Source organism: Paenibacillus sp. FSL H7-0357 (assembly GCF_000758525.1).
Lineage (GTDB): Bacteria > Bacillota > Bacilli > Paenibacillales > Paenibacillaceae > Paenibacillus_AQ.
Map to the genome: position 1 here is coordinate 527,347 of NZ_CP009241.1, position 25,981 is coordinate 553,327.

Genomic DNA, 25,981 nt, shown 5'->3' on the forward strand with positions numbered 1-25,981 from the left:
TTTAGGGGGAAACAAAAATGGCACGTTATTTTAATGGTAAGGAAATCGAACTGCTGGCACCGGCGGGAACGTTTGAAATTTTCAAGGAAGTGGTGCAGTCAGGATGTGACGCAGTCTATTTTGGCGGTCCTGTGCTGAACATGAGAATGATGCGTAAAGGCTACAACCTGTCTCATGAGGAGATTATTGAAGCCCTTGCGATCGCCCACAGCCTGGACAAAAAAGTATATATTACGGTAAACAACCTGTTCAGTGAGGATGATGTGGAGGAAGCCAGAGAGTATCTTCGTTTTCTCGACGGAGTTCATCCCGATGCACTGATCGTTCAAGATATGGCTGTGCTGGAGCTGATCCGCGAGATGGAGCTTACGCTTCCGGTTCACGCCTCGGTGATGATGAATGTGCACAATCTGGAGATGGTTTACGCGCTGCGTGATCTTGGGGTAAGCCGGGTGGTGACCTCGCGTGAGATGGATCTGCAGACGGCTAAGCTGCTGGGTCAGCGGAGCGGCATGGAGCTGGAGTATTTCATTCACGGCGATATGTGCTCTGTGCACGGGGCAAACTGCTACTTCAGCTCCCAGGTCTTCGGCATGAGCAGCAACCGGGGCAAATGCATGAAGCCTTGCCGCTGGGATTACCGGATCAAGAAAGACGGCTATGTCTTCCCGGCTGAATATCCGCTGGCTGTCAAAGACATGTTCATGTATGAGCATCTTCCGGAGCTGATTGAGTCAGGCATTACTTCTTTTAAAATTGAGGGCCGGATGCGCGACAAAGAGTTCATGGTGATGCTCTCGAACAGCTATGGTGAAGCCATTGACCGTTATATTGAGGATCCAATCGGTTTTGACCGTACCGTTGATACCAAGATGCTGCACCAAAACCGGAAACGTGACTTTTCCACCGCGTATGCTTTTGGCAAGCCGGGACTGGCAAACATCAACCGCCGCTATGAAGGTACAGGCAAATTTTACAGCACAGGCAAGGTATTCAGTACACCTACTGCAGAGCGGGAGCTATCGGTGGACCGGGTAATGCAGCTGCGTGAGCGGCTTGCGGAAGGCAGACGCAGTGAGCAAAGTAAACCAGAGCTTGCGGTACGCGTGAATAATATGGAGCAGGCCCGTCTGGTGCTTGAGCTGGGTGTAGATCATTTATATCTGCCAGGTGATGTATTTGAGCCGGACCGTCCGTTTACGAAGCAGGACATTAAGGAACTTGGCGCCTTAAAAGGAAAGACAAAGCTCTACCTTGGGATGCCAAGGATGATGACGGAGCTGCATTTTGATCAATACGATCATCTGCTGAGCGGGGAACGCCTGCCGATTGACGGGCTGCTGATTACGAACCTTGGAGCGATTCGCCGTTTCGCCCAGACGGGATACCCGATGATCGGGGACGCCAATCTGAATGTATACAATCATCTTTCTGCCGGGCTGTATGCCGGACTGGGATTGGCTAAGCTAACGGTTTCACCGGAAATGACGATGGAGCATTTTGCATCCTTTACCTCCGGCTGCGAGTTGCCGCTCGAAGTTGTCGTTCACGGCACACCGGCACTGATGTATATGGAGCATGATCTGTTCGAGAATACCGAGGTGATGGAGCCGATTGGTGAAGAAGACAACCTGTATGTAAGCAATGAGGTACTGGTGCTGAAGACGGATAAAGGCGAGAATCCGGTGTACCGTGACCAATACGGCCGCTGCCACCTGCTGTTCTCCAAGGAGCTTTGCTATCTGCCTATGGTGGAGGAGATGAAGGGCCTTGGCATTGCCAGCTTGCGGATTGAAGGAGCGACCTATAGTGTGGAAGAGCTGCGCGGTATTATTAAGGCTTATCAGGCAGCAATCAACGGTTCTTTGGAAAAGGAAGAGCTGCTCGGCGGTTTGAAGCCGGTGTATGCAGGTTATACCCTGGGTTCGCTGCAGTTTAATTGATATTTAAATTTTTAAGGGTTTCTGGATAGCAATTTTAACGGTAAATGCTAGAGTGATAAGTTACTTTTTTCACAAACTATTGCACTGATTTATTTTCCATATTAAGAGAGTTATAGAGAAGCAGCAGAAGGAGAGGGACCATAGATGGAACAACAGCAATTCATTGGAAGAGATGGGGTAGCCGCTAAAAGAAAGCAGTATTTCTATCCCTGCACCGCACACTTTTACCGTGATGCCCCGCAATTGGTGCGCGGAAGCATGCAGTTTGTCTATGATGAGAACGGCAAGCAATATACGGACTTTTTCGCCGGGGTATCCGTCGTGGCCTGTGGTCACTGCAACCCGGCGATTACAGCCCGCACGATCGAGCAGCTTCAGCAGCTCCAGCACACGTCCACGGTCTACCTAACACAGCCGGGTGTCGACTTGGCGGAACGGCTCGAACAGCTGCTGCCGGGGAGCTTGCGCCGGACCTTCTTCGTCAACAGCGGCTCAGAGGCCAATGAAGGGGCTTTGCTCCTGGCCCGAATGCATACCGGCCGCAAAGGGTTCATTGCCCTGGAAAGCGGGCTGCACGGCCGGACTAATCTCACGATGAGCGTCACCGGCCTCCAAATGTGGAGAACCGACAAATATCTGGATGAGGACGTAACGTTCATTACACGCCCGTATGATCCTGAACTTACGCTGGAAGAGGCCGGGGCGCGGTCGCTCCAGAACCTCGAACATGTGCTGCAGGAGAAAGGCGGCCACATTGCTGCGATGATCGTCGAACCGATTCAGGGCAATGGCGGCATGATTATGCCGGTCTCCTGGTATTTCCGCGAAGTCAAGGCGCTGCTGGACCAATACGGTGTGCTGCTTATTGATGATGAGATTCAGACCGGCTACGGCCGCACCGGAGCCATGTTCGCCATGGAGCATTTCGGTGTGGTTCCGGATATCATCAGCATGGCCAAGGCGCTGGGCAACGGGGTACCGGTGGCTGCCTTCGCGACTACGGATGAAATTGCCGCCTCGTTGAACCGGCCTTCAGCCTCCACCTTCGGAGGCAATCCTGTTTCGGCGGCTACGGCATTGGCCGTATTGGATTATATTGAGGGCGAGCGGCTGGCGGAGCGGGCGGCAGAGCTTGGAGAGCGGCTGAAGCGCAGTCTGCAGCAGTTGCAGGAGCGTTATCCGGCACTGATCTCCGACGTGCGGGGTACCGGCTTGATGCTGGGGGCGGAGCTGGCTGGCAGCGACGCCGTTCCTGCGGCAGAGCTGACGGACGATGTGCTGGAAGAGATGAAGGACCGTGGATATTTGATCGGCAAAAACGGTGTGAACCGCAATGTTCTCGCCTTTCAACCGCCGCTGATCGTTACAGCGGAGGATATTGATGGTATGATAAAAGCACTGAATGAAGTGCTGCTTCAAGCCTCACACCCTCACAGGAAATGAAGATAAAGGAAGAATGATATGGTTATATTGAATGCTTTCAAAACCACCGCGCTCAAGCTGAAAATGTTCAGCGAACTGGTTATGTTCTCGCATACACTCTTTTCGCTGCCGTTTGCAATCATCTCGATGGTGTGGGCTGCCGGGGGATGGCCCTCCGGCCATATGATGCTGTGGGGGCTTATTGCCTTAATCGGGGCACGCAACGGCGCGAACGCCTTTAACCGGCTGGTGGACCGCACCTTTGACAAACAGAACCCGCGCACGGCGCACCGCCATCTGCCGCAGCGGCTGCTTGCGGAGAAGGAAGTCATCCTGTTCATTGTCATCAACTACGCGCTGTTTATAGTCGCTGCCGGTATGCTGAACTTGCTTTGTCTGCTGCTGTCGCCAGTGGCCATTGTCCTGATCTCTACTTACTCCTACACGAAACGGTTTACCTTTCTCAGCCATCTGTACCTGGGGTTCGTCATTGCCTCGGCACCGATCGGTGCATGGTTCGCTGTGACAGGAAATATCGCTTTTACGCCGTTTGTGATTGGTACAGTCGTGATGCTCTGGATTGCCGGCTTTGACATCATTTACGGCACTCAGGATATCGACTTTGACCGGCGGCACGGGTTGTGGTCGATCCCCAGCTTCTTCGGACTCGAAAATGCACTGCGGATCTCCAAAGGCCTGCATTTCATTATGATCCTGCTGCTGCTGTTCCTCTATCTCTGGCGTGATCTGGGCTGGATGTATCTTGTGGGCATCGGTATTGCTACGCTGCTCCTGATGGCGGAGCATAAGATCATCAAGCCGTCGAACCGGAAGCTGATGAAGGTGGCTTCTTATAATTTGAATCAGGTGATCAGTATGGTGATATTGCTGTGTACGCTGATTGATTATTTTTACGTTAGCTAGGGGTATGGAGGCGGCGGGCGATTAGGAGAGGCTGCACTCCGGGGAATGTTTGGACTTCCGGCCACTGTTATGTTTGGATTTCCTGATTTTGTTCCGCTGTCTGCGGTAGAAATCCAAACATAAAGGCGGGCGCTGGCGCTCCTCCAGTTCCAAACTTCCCCTCCGCTCCGCATCCTAATCCGCCTTGGCACCCCGTAAGGCTAACACAAAAAAAACAACATGCCTACCCAGCGGGGGGTGGCAGAAGAGCGCGGAAAGCTTAGGCTGACGCGCTTTTTTTGCGTGGGGAAGGAGGATTCAAAGCAGACAGCTTTCCTTTATTCCTGTATCCGGACTAAGGAGACGCTATTCACCTGATCTTAGCTCATTTTCTTTGCACGCGGACTGGAGAGACCTTGATCCTGCAGGAAGCAGCAAAATGGGCTTCGAAAATGCAATATAACTGCACTACGGTCCGATAGAGCACGGATGTTGAGTTAATTCTCGAAATAACGACGCTGGAGTCCGATAGCTAATCACAGCACCACTTTGGATAAAAATGTCCTATCCAGCCCCTGTCTACAACAAAGGGAAGAAGTTGAATATAGGCGAGTGTCACTGCTAAATATGCTCACGCACGCTCATGGACCACAGTACGCTCAGCACCACGCTCACGCACGCTCATAGACGCTCAGGTAGACTCACCGCATGGCTCATGGATGCTCAATGCTCACGCACGCACACTCATGCACGCTCATGGACGCTCACATATGCTCACGCACACACACGTACGCTCAGCACACACGCTGTGCTGCGTTTACTTTTCAGCATAGCAAAAAGGCCAGGTATCCTAATCCAGACCCAGTTTGAGTATGTGAGGATGCGAAGAATAGTATGACAGTTGAATACATACAAAAGAGAGCCCGCTGTGGGGCTCTCTTTTGTATGTGGAACATAGTATTTAGGGTAATGGCTTACTCCATTCAGCATCCATTGGATCTCTAAGCCGGACTTCAGCGGTCACGTCCCGCGAAGTACTGCAGCAGCGTCTCCAGGTCGGCATTCGCCGGATAGCCGGAAAGTTGCTGCACTATGGCTGAGGCCTGATCCAGGTAATTCTGGCTGACGTCCTCGGTACGGGATAAGGCATCGCTGCGGTTGATCAGCTCCAGTACCTCGGCGACTTCCTTCCCGGATGATCCGGGGCCGATCCTACGGATGAGAGGGGCCAGCTCAGGGTCCTGCAGTGCAAAGAGGGTGGGCAGGGTTACCTGACCGTTGCGCAGGTCGCTTCCGGCCGGTTTACCAAGCACCTCGGCAGATTGGGTGAAGTCCAAGAGATCATCCTGGATCTGAAACGACATTCCGAGCGCTTCACCGAAGGCATAGAGAAGATTCGCCACTTCTTCAGTGCTTTCAGCGGACAGTGCGCCTACCCTGAGGCAGGTGGCCATCAGCAGCGCTGTTTTGTTACGCGATTTCTCCAGGTACTGCTCAAACGTCAGATCATAATCGTAGGCATGCTCCATTTGCTGGTATTCACCCAGGCATAATTGAGCGGTGGCTACGGAGGATAGATCATGGACGTAGCGGTTTTTGTCACCTGTGTATTTGCTTAAGAGCTCAATTACGCGGGCGGACATATAGTTTCCGATATGCACAGCGGATAATACACCGGTTTTGGTATGAAGCGCTGCCCCGCCCCGCCGAAGCTCTGCATCGTCAATGATATCATCATGAATTAAAGAGGCCGCGTGAATAAACTCGGCAGCAGCGGATAATTGCAGCGCTCTGCGGCCTGGGGACTTGCGTCCGAACCGGCTGCCCACAATGACCATCAGCGGACGCAGGCGTTTCCCGCCTGAGCCGATCAGCTCAAGAATACTCTGGGCCAGCTGTGACTTTTTGGGCACATCCCGGTCACGGGCTACAAGGTTTTCAATTTCGCGGTTAATTTCATTAATGTCTATATTCAAGGCTTCATGCAGCTTCATAGTAAGATTCCCACCTGTCAAATGGCTTTGCTTGTGCGGTTCTGCTGCCTTTGCTCTTGGAGAAGGAATTCTTCAATTCCTGCAACCGGATTTTGATCCGTGAAGTCTCCATTTGCACGCCGTATCTGCATTTTTTTGATCGAGGGAGCCAAATATGCAACCAGATCCAGCTCGCGGCATTTCACCGCAAACTGAAGGTAGAAGCTGTATAAGTAGTCTCCATCCAAAATGTTGCGGGTCAGGTCGGGATGATGTGGGACACAATCCATATGGCGCCCTGCCGCCATGGTAAGAATCGTGTAAATACCTAGCAAATGGACTTTGCGGTTATATTCCAGATCATGGCGTTCCAGTACCGGGAGCAGCTGCTCACATTCTGCCGGAGAGAGATGCAACTGAATTCCGGCAATCGGTGACATTTCAGTCTGTAATAGCCGGAAGGTATCTTCAATGAGTTGTTTGTTCACCATATTCTCTCCTTCTTGTCGGTTTTGCCGGAAGAAACCATAACCTTGATTATCCCTACAAAACCATTATTTAAAACAAAGACAGGCGTTTGCTTGAATCATTGCCTGCTTGCTGGAAGCTCAAATACAAATTAGGACGTGAAAGATGCTTTCACCTGTGTAAATAAGGAGAGTAATGTGTCCTAGGGACACATTACTCTTATGAACATCATATTCAACTGCAGCGGTATTTCATTCCTGCCTAACGTCAGTCGGTATACAGATACCATCGCCGGACGAGCGGTATCCTTTTCCACTGCTTTTTGAGCCAAGGAAGAACGTAGTAATCCAGACCGAAGATGCTGCCGGATCCGCCGATTGTGGCGATTGCCGCACCAACATACCAGAGCATTTCCGTCGACGCCATCTTCGTCGACCAGATCATGACGGCCATACCGATGGTAGCGATCGAAGCAATTGCTGTGAACAGACCTACGATAAGCATAATACCAAAGACGATTTCGGCACAAACCATACCGATTTGGAACCATTTAGCCAGGAACGTATAAGTTCCGTCATTGTTGTAGAACATTAAATCCATGAACCAGTTCGTAATATCATATACGAAGCCTGGAACCGGCAAAGCTTCAACCGCTTCTTTGGCTGTCGTAACTGCAGAAGCAGCCGACTGTGCATCCACTGTATCTTTTACAGCATCTACGGCAACGCTGGCCGATGATGCAGCGTCTGTAGCGAATGGAGCTGCAGGAATCAGGAAAATCTTATCCGGATCTTCCCATATCTTCTTCATCTTGTCGATACCTTCATACAGCCACATGCCCCCGAGAAGCATGCGGAGCGGAACGAGCCAGAAGTTTGGCGAACGTTTGGAGAAGTGGCCGCCGAGGAAGCTCTTGCGGTTTTCCACATGGAAGAACTCATGCATCATATAAGTCCAGACTTTGTTGAAACCAACAACCTGGGACAGGTAGAACATATTGATAAAGTGTTTGGAGAGCATAGCCATAAAGCCGGTGAGCATAAACAGCTTGCCTGGGAGGCCGACGTTGGCCACACCGTAGCGGCTGCCTATGGAAACCATTGTACCGTGGAAACCTGGTTTGTAGGCCTTCTTGGCAGTTCCTTTGATGTCGGCGGTAATGTTGCCGGCAATAACTGGAGCTGCTTGTTCGGCGTTCTCAACCATTTGCGGTACAGGACGTGTTTCGCCTTCAGGGATGAAGAAGATGTTATCCCCTACAACGTATACGTTCTTGTGGTCTACACTTTCAAGGTTTTCGTTCGTTACAATCCGCTTGCGTCCTTGTTGCTGAACTTCAAGGTTGCCAACGATTTCAGAGCCTTCAACACCGGCTGTCCAGACAATGGTCTGTGCATCCACGATGTTTTTCTCACCGAGAGCCACACTGCCTTTGCCTACCTCGGTGATCTTGGCGCCTGTAACGATTTCTACATTCATCTTGCGAAGGCGGGCTTCTGCTTTCTGGATCAGCTTATCCGGCAGGATAGGCAGAATCTTAGGAGCCATATCGGCTACAATCAGCCGCACTTCAGAAGGGTCGATGTAGAACTCTTTGCACAATTCTTCGCGTTGTTCGGCCATTTCCCCAACCAGCTCGACACCCGTAAAGCCGGCGCCGATAATAACGAAGGTCAGCATGGAACGGCGTACAGCCGCATTCTTCTCTTGAGCCGCTTTGGTATACATGTCGCGGATTTGACGTTTGAGCGCAACCGCGTCGTCATAGGACCAGAAGGAGAAGGTATTCTCTTCAGCTCCCGGTATCCCGAAGAAAGTAGGTTTGCTGCCTGTGCCGATTACCAGGTAATCATAAGCATAGGTAGCTTTGTCGGATTTAAGCTTCTTGTTCTTGAAATCAATGTTGCTGATCTCATCAAGAACTACATCTACTTTAAGACCTGCAAAGATTTTCTTCAGATCAATCTTAATTGAATCCTCGGGCGCGCGGTTCGCTGAAACCTCATGCAGCTCAGTCAATAGAGTGTGATAGGGATTCCGGTCGATCAGTTTGATTTCTACATCTTTGTCGTTCTTAAATTTCTTTGCCAGTTTCTTAGCCGTGAGTACGCCGCCGTAGCCGCCGCCCAAAATGACTATTTTCTTCAAGAGAAACTCACCTCATTCGTCTGATTAGCTGCAAGAGGAGTGCGAATTATTATTTCGCGCCTTCGAGTGCTTTTTCTGCCAGTGTAAAGTATTCGCCTACGTGGATGGATACGCCGGAAATGGCATCTGTTTTACCTTCGGCATCCAAAGTAGGAGCAGCACCTTTGTTTTCAAGGAAATACTTTTCAGCCAATGCGATTTCTTCATGCCATTCAGCAGAAGCACCGCCGGCTTTCATGCCGTATTTGCCGTCTACAGAGAATTGTTTCTTATCGTCGCCTGCAGCATTCAAACCGCTGAATTTAACAGCAACAACATTTCCGTTTGCAACAGTCAGGTCAACTGTGGATTTCCAGCCGGATTCTTTATCCATTTCGCCTTCTGCATGATATCCGCCGTCTTTGTAAGCACCAGCTTCGGCAGGACCGGCAGCAAGTGCAGCTTGAGCAGCAGCGACAAAGTCATTTACATGTACGGATACACCGGAGATTGCATCTGTATGTCCTTCAGCATCAACAGTGATTGCTGCAGGATCTTGTTTTTCGATCAGGTAAGCTTCGGCTTTAACTGCTTGCTCATGCCATTCGGATTGAGCGCCGCCCTTTTCAACCAAACCGTATTTACCATCTTCAGAAACTTTTTTCTTCAGATCGCCTGCGTTTTTAACGTTAAAAGCATTCCAATCAGCTTTGGTAATTTTTCCGCCTTCTACAGTCAGCAGGGCGTAAGTTTGCCAGCCGGTTTCTGCATCTGCTTCAATAGTTCCGAAGTAAGTACCGTCCTTGTATTTTCCAGTCTCTGTTCCAGCAGTGTTGCTGCCGGAGTTGGTAGCTGGTGCGGTAGTTTCTACAGGAGCATTTGTTGGTGCAGCGTTGTTAGCATCATTGTTGTTGCCACAACCCGCGAGCAGAGTACCGAGTACAAGAGCGCTCGACAAGATTACAGAAGCTTTTTTCATTTGATATGACCTCCAAAAATAGTTTAAAATATATATATTAAAATGTAAAACATTTTAATAGTCGTTGGAAGTGACAAAAATCACTTTATAAATGACATATGTCACGTGTACCCAAGGCTTTAGACCCTAATTGTAGCATTACCTTGACATATATCGGTCAGCATTAGAAAAAAATTTAGACATCTTGTTTCTACTTCGATGGCATTTTAGCACAAGGGAGGAAAATATCATGTGAAAATAATCACTTAACGAACAAAAAATTAATTTACATTTGGATTATATCAATTTTTAAAATATATTGATACCCATTTTAAAAGACTATTATGTGACAAAATACGACTTCATTCTGCAGACTGTCCAGATTCATATCCGGGGAGCACGGTTAAGTATTTACTAGACATGAGCTTCTAAACGATACCTAAATAAGGCTAAGGAGATGACATGTAATGGATAACAATGTGGTTAAAGGAAAATGGCTGCAGCTTAAAGGTGAAGCCAAAAAGCAGTGGGGCAAGCTTACTGACGATGATCTTGACGTAATTGACGGCGAGAAGGATAAATTGGTCGGTAAATTGCAGGAACGTTACGGACATACCAAGGATGCCGCAGAGGCGGAATATAACAGCTGGGAGAAGTCGTTCCGCAGCTAGCGGAAAATCAGGCCTCGTCACAGGGTAATCCCATATTCATGAAGAGGCGGTGTCTTATGGACGATTCAGGATGCAGAGATGTGGACACAAGCCGAATATGACCTGGAAGAGCCTACTATAGAGCTGGAAGAGAGCTGAAAGACAGGAGCGCAAATCGCATTTGATTTGCGCTCCTGTTCATTTGCGGTCTTCTTTAATTGTAAGAAACTAGCTTCGCGCACTGTCCGGATATACAGCAATAGAGCTATAGTTTCATGAATTCAATTCGCCACTGTGATAGTATAGATAAGATGTTTGCTATTACGTAAATGATGTAGGAGTGAAGCTATGGAGTATTTGAAAATATTTTTTATGAACACAGCCCTTCTCATAACATTGGCTTATCTGGCGAATTTAATATATAAACACACAATTACATATGCTCCGGAACGGGTTAAAAAGGTTAGTTGGGTGCTGCTGGCTATCTTTGCCGGCTGGATCAGCTCCTTCTTCGGGTACAGACTGGAAGAGCACGTTATCTTTGATTTGCGGTTTGTGCCGCTCATTATTTCTACTCTGGCTTACCCGCATCCCTTCATCCTTATTATTATTGGTGTAGGAACCGGGCTCACGAGGTTAACCTTCGGCATTAATGAAGCAGCAGTGGTAGGAGTGCTGAATTTATCTATCCTGGGTTTCGTCTGCGCGGGCCTGAGCTTCTGGATACGGCGTACCACTACTTCCATGATGAACAAAGGGTTAGTCACTATTATCGTAGTTAACCTAATGAACGTAATCAATATCACCATTTTTGGAGTTATACCTGCCCGGGAATATATAACGGATATTATGCCGGTTACGTTGCCCGCCGGGCTGGGTCTAAGCATACTGTTCGCGCTAATTATCCGTGACTTCCAATTAGAGCTGATGCGTAACGGACAGGTTGTCAGAGCGAATGAGCTGCTCTCTGCCCAGACGGAGGAGCTGCATAAGAATAAGATCGTATTAGAGAAAAGAGCTGAGCAGCTGATGATGGCCTCCCAGTACAAGTCGGAGTTTCTGGCTAATATGTCGCATGAGCTTAGAACACCGCTGAACAGTATCATTAATCTTTCACAATTAATAGAAGAAAATGAGGCATCGCTGACTCCGGAGGAAATGGCCGAATATGCCGGGATCATTCACCGTTCGGGGGAGGATTTGCTGACGCTGATCAATGATATTCTGGACATGTCGAAGGTAGAAGCAGGCAAGCTTGATATTCTTAAGGAAGATTTGAATGTCAGTGAAATCCCTGAACTGCTCGCTGTGCAGTTCAGTGTATCAGCCAGACAAAAGGGGCTGGAGTTCAACATCGCACTGCATGATGACGTGCCGCTGGTCATTCATTCAGACCCCCAGCGGGTGCAGCAGATTCTCCGAAACCTGCTCTCCAATGCCATTAAGTTCACAGTGTCAGGGCATGTCTCCTTAAACATCCGCACACTGGAGCGTAAGGAGGGGGCGCTCGAGCGGCGCTGGATTGTTTTTGACGTGGAAGACAGCGGCATCGGAATAGCCGCAGAGAAGCATGATATCATCTTCGAAGCCTTTCAACAGGCGGATCAGACTATTGGAAGGAAATATGGCGGAACAGGGCTGGGACTGTCCATCAGCAATGATTTGGCCAGGCTGCTTGGCGGATTCATCACTTTACAGAGCCAGGAGGATCAGGGCAGTCAATTCTCCCTTTATTTGCCTTTGTAAGGCTCCGCGCTGCGGTGGATTTCTGCTCCAATTTAATTTGTGATTTTGGTGTATTGACAGGATGATGATGCGGAGTAGAATGAAGCAAACGCCGCATCTAAGGAGTGTTAATACCCCCATGAACATCATGAGAAACAGGCTGCCCGGTATTCGTCCAAAGCGTATCCGCAAAGCCTCGGTACAACGCAAAAATCTGCAGATCGCTACATTCGAGGGGATACCGTCTACTATCTTCCAGGTGCTGCTGCAAGGTCAGTTTCTGACCGGCTTTCTATTATATTTAGGAGCTACCTCCAGCCAGATTGGTTTTGTGCTGGCGCTTACTACCCTGGTCAATGTTGCGCAAATAGGTGTAGCCTTTCTGATCCAGAAGCTGCCAAGCCGCAAGTGGGCTATGGTAACTTTTATCGGCTTGCACAGATTGCTGTGGGGTTCAACCGGACTTGTACCGTTCATCTTTCCTAAAGAGCATTGGGTTATTGCATTTATAGTGTTATATACAATCGCTTTCATTGCTAACACGGCGGGTGGTGTGCTGTGGAGCTCAGTCATCAGCGATCTCGTCCCTGCTCGTGTGAGAGGCCGATATTTTGGCATCCGCAACACCTTCCTGAACGCTTTGGGGAGCCTTGTGATGTATGGCGGCGGGATTGTTCTTGACCGTTATCCCGGCGGGCACGGCTTCCTAATTTTATATATCGTGGTATGGATATTCTCTATTTCGAACATCATCGTCTTCTTCTTCTATCCGGATGTGCCTTTTGAGAAATCAGAGGAGAAGGACTTTCTGCCGATGTTCAGGAAACCGCTACATGATACGCTGTTTATGAAGTCAACCTTATTTCTGTCCGCCTGGCTGCTGCTGCAGAACCTTACGGTTCCGCTTTATTCCTATGTGATGCTGCAGCTTCTCCATATCAATTATGAGACCTTGTCGCTGCTGAATGTGTCGCAGACCCTCTTCATGATGGCCAGCTTCTACGTGTGGGGCAATTTGAATGCAAAATACAGCAATAAGCGCCTGCTGCTCTGGACGCTGCCGATTATCGCGACATCCTCGCTGCTGTGGGGAATGCTCTCCGTTCTCCCGATGCTGCCGGTTCTGTTTGCGGCCCATATCGTATTCGGCATGGGGGTAGGCGGCTTCAACCAGCTGGCCTTTAACTTCATTATCGGGGATACGCCGAAAAAGGAACGGCCAATGTATATGGCAATGTATGCGGCGCTTACAGGTCTGGCTGCTTTTTTCGGGCCGCTGATCGGGGGCAGAATTTACGAATGGATCGCTGAATGGCCCCGCTGGACGCAGGTCTATGGCATGCAGCTGGTTGTCGGGGTGCTGATGATCGTCCTGGCGCTGCTGCTGGGACGCCGTATTCTCAGAGATGAATAGACTTATCATTTGAATCTCCACCACTTAGCTGACTTGAAGGGGTGGATTCTTGCGAACAGAGGAGCAACCTCCTCTTATGGGCAAGCGATCCCTGCGTTCTCGCAGTTCTACGTTTTTTTCGCAGCAAAAATCGAACATCAAAGATTTTTGCGTATGCAAAATATTTACGAGCCAAATATTTTTATAGGTAATAGCTATACCGCTACCTGTTTGATATTATGAGCCGCATTTTCATCCCGATCATGGTGTGTTCCGCAAGCTACACATGTCCATTCTCGAATCGAGAGGTTCTTCACTTCGGGATGGATCATGCCGCATACGTGGCACTGCTGACTGGTCGGCTCGAAGGTGTCGGCAACCCGGAGGGTTCGTCCATACCAGGATGCTTTATACGTGAGTTGTCGCACCCATTCGCCCCAGGACGCATCAGCGATGGACTTGGAGAGTTTGGGATTTTGAATCATATTCGCCACACGCAGATGTTCGATGCTGATCGTTTGGCACTCACGGATCAGCTTCGTTGTCATCTTGTGGAGAAAATCGTTCCGGGAATTTGCAATGTGTTCGTGAATACGGGCAATGTGTTTCTTGGCTTTCTTCCAGTTGGAGCCCCCTGGTGTGCGTCTCGCCAAACGCCGCTGCCACAGCGCAAGCTTTTTCTCATATTGACGGTAAAACCTGGGGTTGGCAAAATGCTCGCCGCTTGAGCACACAGCGTATTCCTTAAGCCCCAAGTCAATGCCGATATGTGCATCTGCTTGTGGGAGTGGGATCTTTTCTACCTCGTAAACCAGGGGACAAAATACTTATCGCTGGCGTTTTGCCGTACCGTAGCGGACAATATACGACCCTCCAGCTTCCGAGAGTTGGCGAAACGCATCCAGCCGAGCTTGGGAAGCTTCAATCGGTTGCCTTCAATGGCGATATTTCCGTTCGTGAATTTCGTGGTGTAGCTTTGTACTGGATGCTTCCGGCTTTTGAAGCGAGGCGCTTGATTTTGCTTTTTGAAAAAGCGGTCAAAGCTATCTGCCACATGCCGAACGGCGGACTGTAAAGCAATACTATCGACTTCTTTGAGCCAGTCATATTGTGTTTTTAGGACGGGGAGCTGTGTCGCACAGGTCTGATAGGACAAACCTTTGCCTGTCTCGGCATAGGTTTGATTCCACTCTTCCAGGAAATGATTGAACACAAAGCGGCAGCAGCCAAACATTCGACGAATGAGTTGCTGTTGCCCGGTATTCGGGTAGATGCGGTATTTATAGGCTTGATGAACGATCATGTGCGACACCCCCATTTGTAGTATTTTCTTACAGTATGGCACGTATGTTCGCTGAATAGTTGAAAACCGCCGATTCCTCTCCGCCTATAGAGGTCGGAGTCTTTTCGGCTTTTGAAGATAAACATTTGCAGTGCCACAGCAAAGGAGGGATTACGTGACTAGAATAGCCGTAGTGCTGGGAGCGACCGGTTTGGTAGGCAAGGCAGTTACCGAGGAACTGCTAACCGGGGATTGGGATGAGGTCCGGGTGCTGGTCCGCCGCCCGCTGGAGCTGCAGCATCCCAAGCTGAAGCAAACCAGTATTGACTGGGAAAAGCTTGGGCAATATAAGGAACAATTCAGCGGGGCCTATGCAGTCTTCTGCTGCCTGGGCACCACGATAAAAAAAGCAGGCTCACAGGAGCAATTTGAACGTGTGGATTTGCAGTATCCGCTTGCGGCCGCTGCAATTGCCAAACAATGCGGTGTGAGGCAGTTTCTGGCGGTTTCCTCTATGGGGGCCAGCGCCAAATCCCGCAATTTCTACAGCCGTACCAAGGGCCGGACGGAAGAGGGGTTAATCGCCGCCGGGTTTCATGGCCTGCACCTGTTCCGGCCCTCATTGCTGCTGGGAGAACGTCAGGAATTCAGGCTGGGAGAACGTGCCGCTGCTGTGCTGATGAAGGCACTTGATTTTGCGATGGTCGGCAAAGCAGCGAAGTACCGGGCTATTCCCGGTGCCAAAGTGGCGAAAGCAATGGTGAATATTGCATTTGCCAACACAGGCGGCGTACATGTTTATCCCAATGATGTGATACATGTTATTGGTCGCCGCTAGAAGGGAAGTTTGCATTAAACAGAGTGCAGCACGTACAATGGGACATAAATTCATATGTACATCATGACATTAATGTCGTGTACCCACAGGAGGAGCGTATCATGAGTAAAAAACAGGTTGCTACAACCAAAGCCCCAGGAGCCATCGGGCCATATAGTCAGGCGATTGTAGCCGGAAACTGGGTATATACTTCAGGACAGCTTGGCCTGAATCCGGAAACAGGAGAACTTGCGGAAAGTGTACAAGAGCAGGCACGCCAGTCGCTAAGCAACGTTCAGGCCATTTTGGAAGAGGCCGGGGCATCGCTGAATCATGTTGTGAAAACGACTGTGTATCTCAAGGATATGAATGACTTTGCAGCTGTGAATGAAGTGTACAGCAGTTTCTTTACAGAACCCTATCCTGCCCGCAGTGCGGTTGAAGTTGCACGCCTGCCGAAGGATGGTCTTGTGGAGATCGAAGCGGTAGCGCGCAAGAAATAATGGGCCTTATAGTTGTTAATTAGATAAGCTAACTGAACGAAATCAAATGGATTCAAAAACCCGTTGCCGGTACAATCAGGCAACGGGTTTTTTTGACCAGTGAATGGGCTGTAAACAGCCTGTTGTTGAAACTCCGGGAACCGCGTTAATATCTGCTCCGGCGGCGCGAAGTAAACATCAGCCAAATGCTGTAGAGCAGCAGCAGGCCTGCCGCCACTGAAGCGGTCACGAATACATTTCCGGTGTCTCTGTGCTCAAGGGCAATCGCGATGAACGCCCAGACGAAGACCAGTGGATAAATGCTATCCCGGTGAGGGAAACTGACCATTACAGCAAGCAGTACGCCTACGCAGAGCATGATAACCGCCCAGGGGGGATCACTGAGTCCGAATCCGTCCCAGTTGTTCTTCTCCAGCACGACGCTGACATTTACAATTGTGGCAACCGAGATCCAGCCGAGATAAATACTGAAGGGCAGCTTGATCAGCCATTTTTCGCCTGTGGTCGGATCGGTGACGCTGCGGGTTTTACGATAGATGACGATTAGTGTAATCAGCATGAGCACCATGGCAACCAGCGACAGCTCGATGTAAAGATAATGCCAGAGGAACAGCCAGCCCATATTAAAGACGCAGCTCAGCACAAACCAAATGCCCAAAGAGTTAACCGAATCCCGTGACCCGGTGCTCTCGCGGAATTGATATACGATAAAACCGGCGAGCAGGAGATAGATCAGCGACCAGATGGAAAAAGCATAACCGGCCGGTGTGAAATAGGTATGATACTTAAGTAAATTGTATAACGGTGAAGTCTGAGTCTACATAGAATATACCCGCTTTATCAGCGGTTAAGACTATATTACCCAAAAAAATGACCTGCAGGTCATAAGGTTGCGGATAGCCGTCCGCACAAGCGGGGTAATAGAAGTAGAATAGGAAACTTTAACAAGGCGGCAACAGCCGGAGGGGGATAAGAGGCGATGGAGAGCAGCGAAGCAATACGTCCCGAAAAAATGGGTCCGCTTGTTATGAAGGAAACCTGGAATACCCCTGGGAGCATTGAATCCTGGGAACGTTCAGAGAATATTTATATCGTCCGCGGGGAGCGCGGCGGGATTGCATTTGTTTTTTTGAATGATGAAATGTTCCGGATGAAGGTGTTTCGCAGCAGCGTTCCGGATCTGACAACATCTGCGGCAGTGCTGGCGGAGAGCTGTGTGCCGCATTTGTTCCCGGTAGAAGAGACAGAGGATGCACTGATCTTCACTACCAGTGCGATTCGGCTGATCCTTGAGAAAACCTCTTTTCTTCTCCGTGTGGAAAATATAGAGGGCAAGGTTATCATGCAGCAGAACCTGACAAGCTGGAATCCGCGCGGGGCCAGTCATGCCGAGTATGATATGCAGCCGGATTCGCATTTTTACGGGCTGGGGGAGAAATCCAGCTTTCTCGACAAACGCGGGGAGCGTTATACGAACTGGAACACCGATGTGTTTGCGCCACATTTGCCGGAGATAGAAGCCCTGTATGAGTCCATTCCGCTGATTATTCATATGCATGGCGACCTCTCCTACGGATTATTTCTCGACAATACGGGCCGGAGCGATTTTGATATGCGGTCCCATGGGGTTGCTTTTACGATCGGCTGCTCCACTGGAGCTTATGATATCTACTTTATCAATGGTCCCGAAATGAAGGATGTTGTAACAAGATACACTTCGCTGACCGGACGGATTGCGCTTCCGCCTAAATGGGCGATCGGCTACCACCAGTCGCGTTATAGCTATATGAACCAGCAGGAGGTGCTGCAGCTTGCCCGGACCTTCCGTGAGAAGAAGATTCCCTGCGACGTCATTTATCTGGATATTCATTACATGGATGAATACCGTGTCTTCACCTTTGATCCTGTAAACTTTCCCGAGCCGGAAAAGATGATATCGGAGCTAAAGGAGCTCGGTGTGCGGATCGTACCGATTGTTGATCCCGGCGTCAAGAAAGATCCCAATTACGAGGTGTACAAGCAAGGGGTTCTCGAAAAGCATTTCTGCCGCAGGCTGGAAGGCGATATATTCTTCGGCGAGGTGTGGCCGGGCATCAGCGCCTTCCCTGATTTCAGCGACAGCCGGACGGCTGAATGGTGGGGCGATCTGCATAAATACTATACCGACCTCGGCATTGACGGAATCTGGAATGATATGAACGAGCCGGCGGTGTTTAATGAGAGCAAAACGATGGATCTGGATGTGATGCATTTCAACAACGGGCATCCGATCACACATGAGGAATACCATAACCTGTATGGGATGATGATGTCTAAAGCAACCTATGAAGGCTTGGCGGAGCATATGGGGGGAGAGCGCCCCTTTGTGCTGACCCGGGCCGGTTATGCCGGGATACAGCGTTACGCCGCGGTATGGACGGGGGATAACCGCAGCTTCTGGGAGCATATGGCGATGGCGATACCTATGGTGCTTAATATGGGACTCTCGGGACTGGCCTTCTCCGGGCCGGATATCGGCGGCTTCGCCCACCATACCTCCGCGCAGCTTCTGGTGCGCTGGACACAGATGGGTGTTTTCTTCCCCTATTGCCGCAACCATTCCTCCATCGGTACCCTGCGCCAGGAGCCATGGTCGTTCGGTGAGGAGGTCGAAGGGATTCTCCGCGAATTCATCGGCCTGCGCTACCGCTGGATGCCTCATATCTATAACCTTTTTCATGAGGCGGAAACCTGTGGGCTTCCTGTGATCCGGCCGCTGATTCTGGAGTATCCGCGCGACCCCTATGTGACCAACCTGTGCGATCAATTTTTGCTCGGGGAAAATGTGCTGATCGCCCCTGTCTACCGCCCGGATACGGAGCATCGCTCGGTGTATCTGCCTGAAGGGTGCTGGCTGGATTATTGGGATGGTGAAGTTCATGAGGGCGGACGCCATATCCTCGCCGATGCACCGCTAAACATCATGCCGATGTATGTGAAGGCCGGAAGTTTTGTCGCCGAAGGTCCGCTCAAACAATACGCACTCGAAGAAACAGAGGAAACGGTGGTGTTTCACTTGTATGGTGCGGAAGCCAAGGAAGGATTCTCGGCTGCTTTTACCCTGTATGAAGATGACGGGCACAGCTTCGGGTACAGAAGAGGGCAATATTCGCAAATCGACGTACAGGCCGCCGGGGAAGCAGGGATATTGCGGATAAGCTGGTCTTATGCAGTCCGTGAATTTACGCCCCGCAGGGAGATGCTGCGCTTCGCGCTCTGTTATCCGTCTTTCTTCACCCAATCGGTGGAAGGACTCTCCGAAATCAGTCTGGAGCAGCTTAAGGAAGGACGGCGGGGCTGGGCACGCAATGGCAAGAGCGGTGCGGTGATTATTCAAGTGGACGATGACCCGGAAGGCGGGGAGCTGCGGATGGAGGTAGCGGAGCAGCAACCGGAACACTTTAGAGCCCTTTGATACGACTTGAACCCGCCCGCTGGCGGGTTTTTTTCAATTACGGACAGTGCCGGAATATAAAATCTGCAGAAAATATACAGAAACGTTTTTAAATCAGGACTTTTTCGTATAAGATGAAGGGATGAAGAAAAAAACATGGGGGATTATGTATTTCTTCCGTTAGGGTTCACATCTGTTAATTCAGCTTAAAAATATATTTCTCGCGGAGAAGGATTCAGCCTTCTGCAAGGTTAGAAACGGATTCCGTCGTTTAGGGCGGCAAAGCCGTTTCTTCTAGCGGAACCGGCTGGCGCTTTCTGTTTGCATAAAAAGACAGGAGATCACCAATGATTAAGCATCTGTATGCAATATGGTTAGGGGACGTATTATTCTGCTTCTCCGGCGAAACTTCAGAGCCGAAAGTTGACGCATGGACACGTGTGGTCAAACGGCTGGAGCTTCGGGGAGGAGGACGTCCTTTTGCGGGTGCTGCGCTGCGGCTGGCGGAAGTGAAGTATCCGGCCGCTGCCTCTGCGGAAGGGAGGACAACGCGGCGCGGACTGCCGGGGCGCACGCTGGAAGGGCTTGCCCTGGCCCCGAAGGACGCCTTTGAGCTGCTGCTGGCCTGGGACGAGGAAATGTGCCGTGCACAGGGAGTGGAGCCTGGCGGTGAACTGCGCTATTGGGCGGCTGCAGCCCGTTTTGCCCTTGAACTGATGGGCACAGGCGGGATTGTGCCCGGCGCAATGCCGCCGAGGCCTATAGGCTCGCGCCGCCGCGGGGGGGAGCAAGCCGCTGCGGCCTGCTGGTCTCCGGCCTTTCGGCAGGAGGCTGATAAGGAGTTCTTTCTGCAGATGGCAGCTTCCATGCCGGTGCTGGCACTGGGAACCCATGTTGCGGAGGAGGGGGACTTGTCGTCGCGTGAAGAAGCGGGAGCGTACGTGCTGTATTCTTTTCTGCAGGCTGTAATGACTGCCGAGATCAAAAAGGTCATTGCGGGAATGGAAAGCGAGCTTGGGCCATTCAAAGCGAATTATCGCCGTGGATATTCACCGCTGACCGAGCTGTGGTGGAACAGCCTGCTCACCGGCAGCCGTGATATCCCGGTCCAGGGGACTCCGGCCGAGGTGGCGGACCTCCTTGCCGCCGTAAACGGTGCGGCTGAGAATGAGATTCCGAACTCCGGGGCGGAGGAGGTCCACAGCGGCCAGCTTAGTCTGGGTCTGCGTCTGGAGCCGCCTGCGAACGAAGGCGATGCCTGGAATTTAACCTTCTGGGCGGAGAACCGGGAAGAAGGAGAATTCTGGATTCCTGCGGCGGCGATCTGGAGCAGCAGGGAACGGGAGTTCACTTTATGGGGCAAGCGCTACCGCAATATTCAGCAGCAGCTGCTGGCTGCACTCGGCCGGGCCGCGAAAATATCGCCGGATATTGAGCGTGCGCTAGCCGGACCGGCACCGGATGGAGTTCAACTGGAGCCGGACCGCGTCTATTTCTTTCTGAAGGAGAGCGTGCAGCAGCTGCGGGAGCGGGGAATTACGGTGCAGATGCCATCCCGCTGGAGCCGTGAAGGCCGGCGGCGGATCGGGATGAAGATGAAGATGCAGCCGCCTGCTGGCAGCATCGATGGTTCAACCCAGCCTTCCCTTGGCATGGAAGAGCTGATTTCCTTCCGCATTGAGGCCTCGCTGGGCGATAACACGATCAGCGAGGAAGAGCTGAATGCGCTGGTGGAGGCCGGAGTGCCTTTTGTGCGCTTCCGGGGAGAATGGATTGAAGTCGATCCGAAGGAGATCCGCCAGGTTCTGCGATATATGAAACGCAACGAAAGCGGAGAAATGTCGGCGGCGGACTGGATGCGTCTGGAGGCCGAGGACGGTGATGAGCGGCTCTGGAAGGGAATGTCGGTGACCGGCATGGAAACCTCCGGCATGCTCGCTTCGCTCATGCATGGCGATGTTCTGCGGGGCCTTCCGCTGCGCTCTGTGCCGCCGGGTCTTCATGGAACGCTTAGACCTTATCAGGAGCGCGGCTTTCAATGGCTGGCTGCGCTCAGCGGGCTCGGCTTTGGGGTATGCCTTGCCGATGACATGGGCCTTGGCAAGACGGTGCAGGTCATCACCTGTCTGCTGGACCGTGCCCTGACTGCTCCGCCGGAGGAGAAGCGTGAGCCGGTGCTGATTCTCTGCCCGACCTCGCTGCTTGGCAACTGGCAGCGGGAGCTGCAGCGTTTCGCACCATCGCTGAGTGTGCATATTCACCACGGGGGAAGACGGGTTCGCGGGGAAGGCTTCATTGACTTGGCCACCAGCCATGAAATCGTGCTGACCACTTATCATCTCGCAGGCCGGGACAGCGAGGATCTCGCTGGCGTCCGTTGGTCGACTGTTGTGCTGGATGAAGCGCAGTATATCAAGAATCACCGCACCAAGCAGGCACAGAGTGTGATGAAGCTGTCAGCACCGCATCGCATTGCGATGACAGGCACACCAGTGGAGAACCGGCTTGGCGAGCTGTGGTCCATTTTTCACTTTTTGAATCCGGGGTATCTGGGGACTTATCATTCATTCCGCCAGCGGTATGTATCCGGTGAAGGCGGAGAGCGGCTGCGCGAGCTGCACCGCCTCGTCTCGCCCTTCCTGCTGCGGCGGCTCAAGAGTGATCCGGACATTTCCAAGGATCTGCCGGAGAAGCTGGAGCTGAAATCTTATTGTCCGCTTACAGAAACGCAGGCTGCGCTGTATCAGGGTGTAGTGGATGAAATGCTCGGTGTCATCGGGGAACGCTCCGGCATGGCCCGCCGGGGGCTGGTATTGTCTTCATTGACCAAGCTGAAGCAAATATGCGACCATCCGCAGCTGTACCGCAAAGAGGAGGGCCGGACTCAACGCAGTGAGCATTCCGGCAAAATGGATGTGATGTTCGAGGTGCTGGACAGCATTGCCGAGCTTGGGGAATCCGCACTTATTTTCACCCAGTATGTAGCGATGGGCGAGCTGCTGGTCAGCAGGCTGGCGAAACGTTACGGCTCACCGCCGCTGTTCCTGCATGGCGGTATCCCCAAACGGGAGCGCGATGAGATGGTGCATGCCTTTCAGGAGGGGGAAGGGCCGGCGTTTTTCGTACTATCGCTCAAAGCCGGCGGTGTGGGTCTGAACCTCACACGGGCCAACCATGTCATACATTATGACCGCTGGTGGAATCCGGCGGTGGAGAATCAGGCGACCGACCGGGCGTTCCGGATCGGCCAGCATAAGAATGTGCAGGTTCATAAGCTGATCTGCCAGGGAACGCTGGAAGAACGGATTGATGAACTGATCGAGCGTAAAAAAAGCCTGTCGGAGCAGGTTGTCGGTTCCGGAGAAAACTGGCTGACAGAGATGTCCAATCATGAGCTTAAGGAGCTTATCGAGCTTCAGGGGCAGGACTGGATGTAGAGGAACAAGCTTGGCATAAAGGAGGAATGGGCAATGAGTGAACTGCTGGAACTGCGACTGGAAATTGAGCCTGGGGTGGTTAAGGCGACGGGAACACAGCTATCGGCCAAAGCGCCGGGGGGGCAAACCAAGCGAAAGGCCGCTGCTGCTGCTGCTGCTGCCGCCCAAGGGCAAGCGCCAACGACGGTTCTCTCTTTGGAAATTCCGCGCTGGTCTGATGAAGTGAAACAGGAAGTGCTGATCCGGCTTGCGGAGCACCCGGGTGAGCTGTATGGTCTGCTGCAGGGCAACCTGAGTGGAGGCCTGGCGGCGATGAAGCTTCTGCCCGGCGATGAAGAACTGGCGTTGGCCGGACAGAAGCTTTCAGGGCCGGAACAGATGGCCCTGCTGGGGTTGGTCAAAAAGCAGCTGAAAGAGGAACCGCTGCTGGCGTTTGAACTGCGCGGTTTGGACAAAGAGACGCTGCTGGCCGGAGTTTTTGCCCTTTGGGCGGAAGAGGAAGCGGAGGACAGCGAGGATGCCGGCCCGGCCCCGTCCGGCCTGCTTGCAGCCGAACTGGCCCGGCTGGAGCGCAAAGGGCCGGCTGTCCCGACGGGAGAATGGCTGGCCGAAGCGGCTGCTGAAGGCTCGCTCCACCAGCCGGGTCCCATGTTTCATGAAATCGCAGCCCGGCCGTTTCCGGCTTCACCGGCGGTTGCGAAGCCGACCGAAAACTGGGGTACCCTGCTCGACAAGACACCCCGTGCCGGTGAGGGGCTTGTGCTCATCATGCAGCGTGTCGCAGAAGCCGCGGCCCGCAGGGCGGCAGGGCTGGGTAAGCTGTAAGGCTGCTCTGGTTGCTCTTAATTAACAATATTTTCACTGCGGAATGAACTGATCGTAACCTAATGTTCCTGCTGAGGTCTTATGATAACAGGACAAACAGGGAATGAGGGAGAGCTTAAATTGAGAGTTTATAAAATTCTGGCTTCTCTGTTCATAGCAGGAACGCTTCTAATTTCTGCCTCAACCATAGGGGCGGCACCGGCGCAAAGCTCCAGCATCACCCTGAAGGGATATCCGGACAATTTCCAAATGACAGGCGTGAAAGAGGGCTGGGGAATCACGCTGGGCGGAATGTGGCATACAGCGGACGGTGCGTTAAGCTGGAAGCATCCGCTTAGCAATACGGTGCCCATGCCCGGTAATGCTGTCCAGCTTGGCAAACTGGCGCATTACTTTGCGGGTGACACTGAGGCGTGGATTCTAAGCGCCTATGGCCCGCACAAGCCTACAACCCTTTTTCATACGCTAGACAAGGGAAAGTCCTGGAAGACTTTTCGCCTTCCGGTGAAGAAAAGCTGGGAGCAAGGATACGCCAGCGGGTTTATGCATTTTCCCGATAAGCAGGGCGGGTATATTCTGCTATGTTCCGAACCGGCACTTGGTATGATGGAGAAGTCGTTATACCGCACGGTGGATGGAGGGACAAGCTGGAGCAGAGTGGGCGATCTTACCGCAAGCATTGCTGCCTATCCAACGGGCATAACCTTCCGGGATAGCGATAACGGCTGGATAACCTCCAGTAATCACGGACAGAAGTCCATTCTTACCTTTAGAACTGCTGATGGGGGCAAGAGCTGGAAGCCGGAGAAACTCGTCTCCCCGCCAGCGCTTTCGGGGTATGCGTATAGCAACAGCTACCCTCCTGTCTTTTCCGGCAAGGATAAGAAGGATGGGGTGCTGCCGCTGGAAATTGTCCTGAACGGTGTTAAAAGCATGGTCTTTTACACCAGCAATAATGGCGGAGAGACTTGGAAGCATGGCCCCGGCATTCAAGGGGTTGAAGCGTCAAGGACAGCTTGGCTGAATGCCCGTTCAGGCTGGGCGCTGCAGGCAGGCGGCAAGCTGCTTGCTACAGACGATGGCGGCGTTAGCTGGAAGCAAGCTGCCAAAGGTTCAGCGTTCGATAAGGCAACGGAGATACAGTTCTCTACGTCTCGAACCGGCTGGATTTCCGGGCCGGAAATCCTTTGGAGCACGGCAGACGGGGGCCACACTTGGAGAAACCTGCTGCTTCCTTCTTGAGAATAATAGAAAGGCAGTGCCGCAACAGCTCAGCTGTAGGGCACTGCCTTCTTTTATTACCTTTTCAGCTACGGTCCGTAAACAGAAATGGCATTACTCCCCGGACGGGGGTTCACCCGCACTGCTTCCCTCGGATAACTCAAGAATCTCCCGGCGCAGGCGGAGCATTTTTTGATCCAGCTCATCGGCGGCACGTGCGGCTTCTTTCAGTTCCTCGGCGACATGCGACGGAAGCTGTTTATCGAATTTGTAGTAGAGGATATGCTCCATACTGGCCCAGAAATCCATGGCAAGTGTACGCAGCTGGATTTCCGCTTTTACCCAGTGGGTTCCTTCCAGCAGCACAAGCGGTATCGACACAATCAGATGCAGACTTTGATAGCCGTTGGGCTTGGGATGTGCAATATAATCTTTGATCTCCAGCACACGGATGTCCTCCCGCGCACACAGATGATCGACCAGACGATAAATATCCTTCACAAAAGCACAGACAATCCGCATGCCTGCAATATCATGAATGTGCTGCTCCATATTTTCCAGGGTAAACTCATGCCCTTTGCGTTCCATCTTCTGCAGGATGCTCTTCGGCTCTTTGATCCGCGACTTGACATGCTCAATCGGACTGAAGCCGTCGCGCACCTGCCATTCCGTTTTGATCACATCAATTTTATTCTCAAGCTCATTCAGGGCATGGCGGTACAGCGCCGGCAAAGCTTTGAAATCCTCGATCTGTTTGGCGAAATCCCCATTAACCTGCCACTTCTTCAGATCCTTGACATGCACCTGCAGCTGATTCAGTGTAACCTGTGTACTATCATATTCTTCCACTGAGACTCTCCCAAGTTTAGTTATTTGTGACTGGATAAAATGAACCCATGAA

General features: G+C 51.6%; 17 protein-coding genes and 2 pseudogenes. 12 read left to right on the forward strand and 7 right to left on the reverse strand.

The features are described 5' to 3' along the window. The first annotated feature begins 17 nt into the window (after window positions 1–17). From H70357_RS02350 to H70357_RS02360, 3 genes are all read left to right on the forward strand, one after another. Window positions 18–1,943: a peptidase U32 family protein gene (locus H70357_RS02350; RefSeq protein WP_038585331.1), complete on the forward strand. Its 1,926-nt coding sequence runs from the start codon at window positions 18–20 to the stop codon at window positions 1,941–1,943. Window positions 1,944–2,087: 144 nt separating this feature from the next. Continuing rightward, a complete protein-coding gene (locus H70357_RS02355) occupies window positions 2,088–3,386 on the forward strand; it encodes an aspartate aminotransferase family protein (RefSeq protein WP_038585334.1) in 1,299 nt (432 codons plus the stop codon). 18 nt (window positions 3,387–3,404) lie between these two features. Continuing rightward, on the forward strand, window positions 3,405–4,289 hold the full coding sequence (locus tag H70357_RS02360; protein ID WP_038585336.1) for a UbiA-like polyprenyltransferase: 885 nt from the start codon (window positions 3,405–3,407) through the stop codon (window positions 4,287–4,289). Window positions 4,290–5,281: 992 nt separating this feature from the next. Here the strand turns inward: H70357_RS02360 and H70357_RS02365 are convergent. From H70357_RS02365 to H70357_RS02380, 4 genes are all read right to left on the reverse strand, one after another. Continuing rightward, a complete protein-coding gene (locus H70357_RS02365; RefSeq protein WP_038585338.1) occupies window positions 5,282–6,262 on the reverse strand; it encodes a polyprenyl synthetase family protein in 981 nt (326 codons plus the stop codon). Window positions 6,263–6,279: 17 nt separating this feature from the next. After that, entirely contained in the window at window positions 6,280–6,732 is a 453-nt protein-coding gene (locus H70357_RS02370; protein ID WP_052091770.1) for a hypothetical protein, read from the reverse strand. Between the two features lie 244 nt (window positions 6,733–6,976). Continuing rightward, the gene (locus H70357_RS02375) at window positions 6,977–8,857 is read right to left on the reverse strand and encodes an FAD-dependent oxidoreductase (RefSeq protein WP_038585341.1); all 1,881 of its coding nucleotides are present in this window, start codon (window positions 8,855–8,857) and stop codon (window positions 6,977–6,979) included. 49 nt (window positions 8,858–8,906) lie between these two features. Further along, a complete protein-coding gene (locus H70357_RS02380; RefSeq protein WP_038585344.1) occupies window positions 8,907–9,815 on the reverse strand; it encodes a hypothetical protein in 909 nt (302 codons plus the stop codon). 446 nt (window positions 9,816–10,261) lie between these two features. Here H70357_RS02380 and H70357_RS02385 point away from each other — a divergent pair, with 446 nt between their 5' ends. The 3 genes from H70357_RS02385 to H70357_RS02395 all read left to right on the forward strand — a co-directional run bounded on the left by H70357_RS02385 (window position 10,262) and on the right by H70357_RS02395 (window position 13,583). Beyond that, complete coding sequence (locus tag H70357_RS02385; protein WP_038585347.1) at window positions 10,262–10,465, forward strand: CsbD family protein; 204 nt, start codon at window positions 10,262–10,264, stop codon at window positions 10,463–10,465. A gap of 327 nt (window positions 10,466–10,792) precedes the next feature. Further along, window positions 10,793–12,190, forward strand: a complete 1,398-nt coding sequence (locus tag H70357_RS02390; protein WP_038585350.1) for an ATP-binding protein — start codon at window positions 10,793–10,795, stop codon at window positions 12,188–12,190. A 118-nt stretch (window positions 12,191–12,308) separates the two neighbouring features. Beyond that, window positions 12,309–13,583 carry an MFS transporter gene (locus tag H70357_RS02395; protein WP_081965654.1) on the forward strand — a complete coding sequence of 425 codons (1,275 nt, stop codon included), beginning with the start codon at window positions 12,309–12,311 and terminating at the stop codon, window positions 13,581–13,583. Between the two features lie 194 nt (window positions 13,584–13,777). Here H70357_RS02395 and tnpB read toward each other — a convergent pair. Further along, window positions 13,778–14,865, reverse strand: a pseudogene (tnpB, locus tag H70357_RS02400) (IS200/IS605 family element RNA-guided endonuclease TnpB). A 154-nt stretch (window positions 14,866–15,019) separates the two neighbouring features. Here tnpB and H70357_RS02405 point away from each other — a divergent pair. Continuing rightward, a complete protein-coding gene (locus tag H70357_RS02405; protein ID WP_038585354.1) occupies window positions 15,020–15,682 on the forward strand; it encodes an oxidoreductase in 663 nt (220 codons plus the stop codon). 101 nt (window positions 15,683–15,783) lie between these two features. Then, on the forward strand, window positions 15,784–16,164 hold the full coding sequence (locus H70357_RS02410; RefSeq protein ID WP_038585356.1) for a RidA family protein: 381 nt from the start codon (window positions 15,784–15,786) through the stop codon (window positions 16,162–16,164). A gap of 145 nt (window positions 16,165–16,309) precedes the next feature. On the opposite strand, the pseudogene H70357_RS02415 reads toward H70357_RS02410, so the two are convergent. After that, window positions 16,310–16,957, reverse strand: a pseudogene (locus H70357_RS02415) (tryptophan-rich sensory protein); the annotation flags it as partial. Between the two features lie 186 nt (window positions 16,958–17,143). Between H70357_RS02415 and H70357_RS02420 the strand changes: the two are divergent. The 4 genes from H70357_RS02420 (at window position 17,144) to H70357_RS02435 (ending at window position 25,101) form a co-directional block, all read left to right on the forward strand. Beyond that, complete coding sequence (locus H70357_RS02420; RefSeq protein WP_038585359.1) at window positions 17,144–19,618, forward strand: glycoside hydrolase family 31 protein; 2,475 nt, start codon at window positions 17,144–17,146, stop codon at window positions 19,616–19,618. Between the two features lie 326 nt (window positions 19,619–19,944). Then, window positions 19,945–23,034 carry a DEAD/DEAH box helicase gene (locus H70357_RS02425; protein ID WP_038585361.1) on the forward strand — a complete coding sequence of 1,030 codons (3,090 nt, stop codon included), beginning with the start codon at window positions 19,945–19,947 and terminating at the stop codon, window positions 23,032–23,034. 33 nt (window positions 23,035–23,067) lie between these two features. Further along, window positions 23,068–23,859 (forward strand): hypothetical protein, encoded by a 792-nt coding sequence (locus H70357_RS34100; RefSeq protein WP_052091772.1) that lies wholly within the window; start codon window positions 23,068–23,070, stop codon window positions 23,857–23,859. A gap of 120 nt (window positions 23,860–23,979) precedes the next feature. Continuing rightward, entirely contained in the window at window positions 23,980–25,101 is a 1,122-nt protein-coding gene (locus H70357_RS02435; RefSeq protein WP_038585365.1) for a WD40/YVTN/BNR-like repeat-containing protein, read from the forward strand. A 93-nt stretch (window positions 25,102–25,194) separates the two neighbouring features. On the opposite strand, the gene H70357_RS02440 is transcribed toward H70357_RS02435, so the two are convergent. Further along, the gene (locus H70357_RS02440) at window positions 25,195–25,899 is read right to left on the reverse strand and encodes a GTP pyrophosphokinase (RefSeq protein WP_038598433.1); all 705 of its coding nucleotides are present in this window, start codon (window positions 25,897–25,899) and stop codon (window positions 25,195–25,197) included. Window positions 25,900–25,981 lie beyond the last annotated feature (82 nt).

What these genes read in the sequence shown, in the direction of transcription:
- H70357_RS02410 (WP_038585356.1), top strand. Translation starts at nt 15,784, where the DNA reads ATGAGTAAAAAACAGGTTGCTACAACCAAAGCCCCAGGAGCCATCGGG.
- H70357_RS02365 (WP_038585338.1), bottom strand. Translation starts at nt 6,262, where the DNA reads ATGAAGCTGCATGAAGCCTTGAATATAGACATTAATGAAATTAACCGC.
- H70357_RS02395 (WP_081965654.1), top strand. Translation starts at nt 12,309, where the DNA reads ATGAACATCATGAGAAACAGGCTGCCCGGTATTCGTCCAAAGCGTATC.
- H70357_RS02420 (WP_038585359.1), top strand. Translation starts at nt 17,144, where the DNA reads ATGGAGAGCAGCGAAGCAATACGTCCCGAAAAAATGGGTCCGCTTGTT.
- H70357_RS02425 (WP_038585361.1), top strand. Translation starts at nt 19,945, where the DNA reads ATGATTAAGCATCTGTATGCAATATGGTTAGGGGACGTATTATTCTGC.
- H70357_RS02390 (WP_038585350.1), top strand. Translation starts at nt 10,793, where the DNA reads ATGGAGTATTTGAAAATATTTTTTATGAACACAGCCCTTCTCATAACA.
- H70357_RS34100 (WP_052091772.1), top strand. Translation starts at nt 23,068, where the DNA reads ATGAGTGAACTGCTGGAACTGCGACTGGAAATTGAGCCTGGGGTGGTT.
- H70357_RS02380 (WP_038585344.1), bottom strand. Translation starts at nt 9,815, where the DNA reads ATGAAAAAAGCTTCTGTAATCTTGTCGAGCGCTCTTGTACTCGGTACT.
- H70357_RS02355 (WP_038585334.1), top strand. Translation starts at nt 2,088, where the DNA reads ATGGAACAACAGCAATTCATTGGAAGAGATGGGGTAGCCGCTAAAAGA.
- H70357_RS02370 (WP_052091770.1), bottom strand. Translation starts at nt 6,732, where the DNA reads ATGGTGAACAAACAACTCATTGAAGATACCTTCCGGCTATTACAGACT.
- H70357_RS02350 (WP_038585331.1), top strand. Translation starts at nt 18, where the DNA reads ATGGCACGTTATTTTAATGGTAAGGAAATCGAACTGCTGGCACCGGCG.
- H70357_RS02385 (WP_038585347.1), top strand. Translation starts at nt 10,262, where the DNA reads ATGGATAACAATGTGGTTAAAGGAAAATGGCTGCAGCTTAAAGGTGAA.
- H70357_RS02360 (WP_038585336.1), top strand. Translation starts at nt 3,405, where the DNA reads ATGGTTATATTGAATGCTTTCAAAACCACCGCGCTCAAGCTGAAAATG.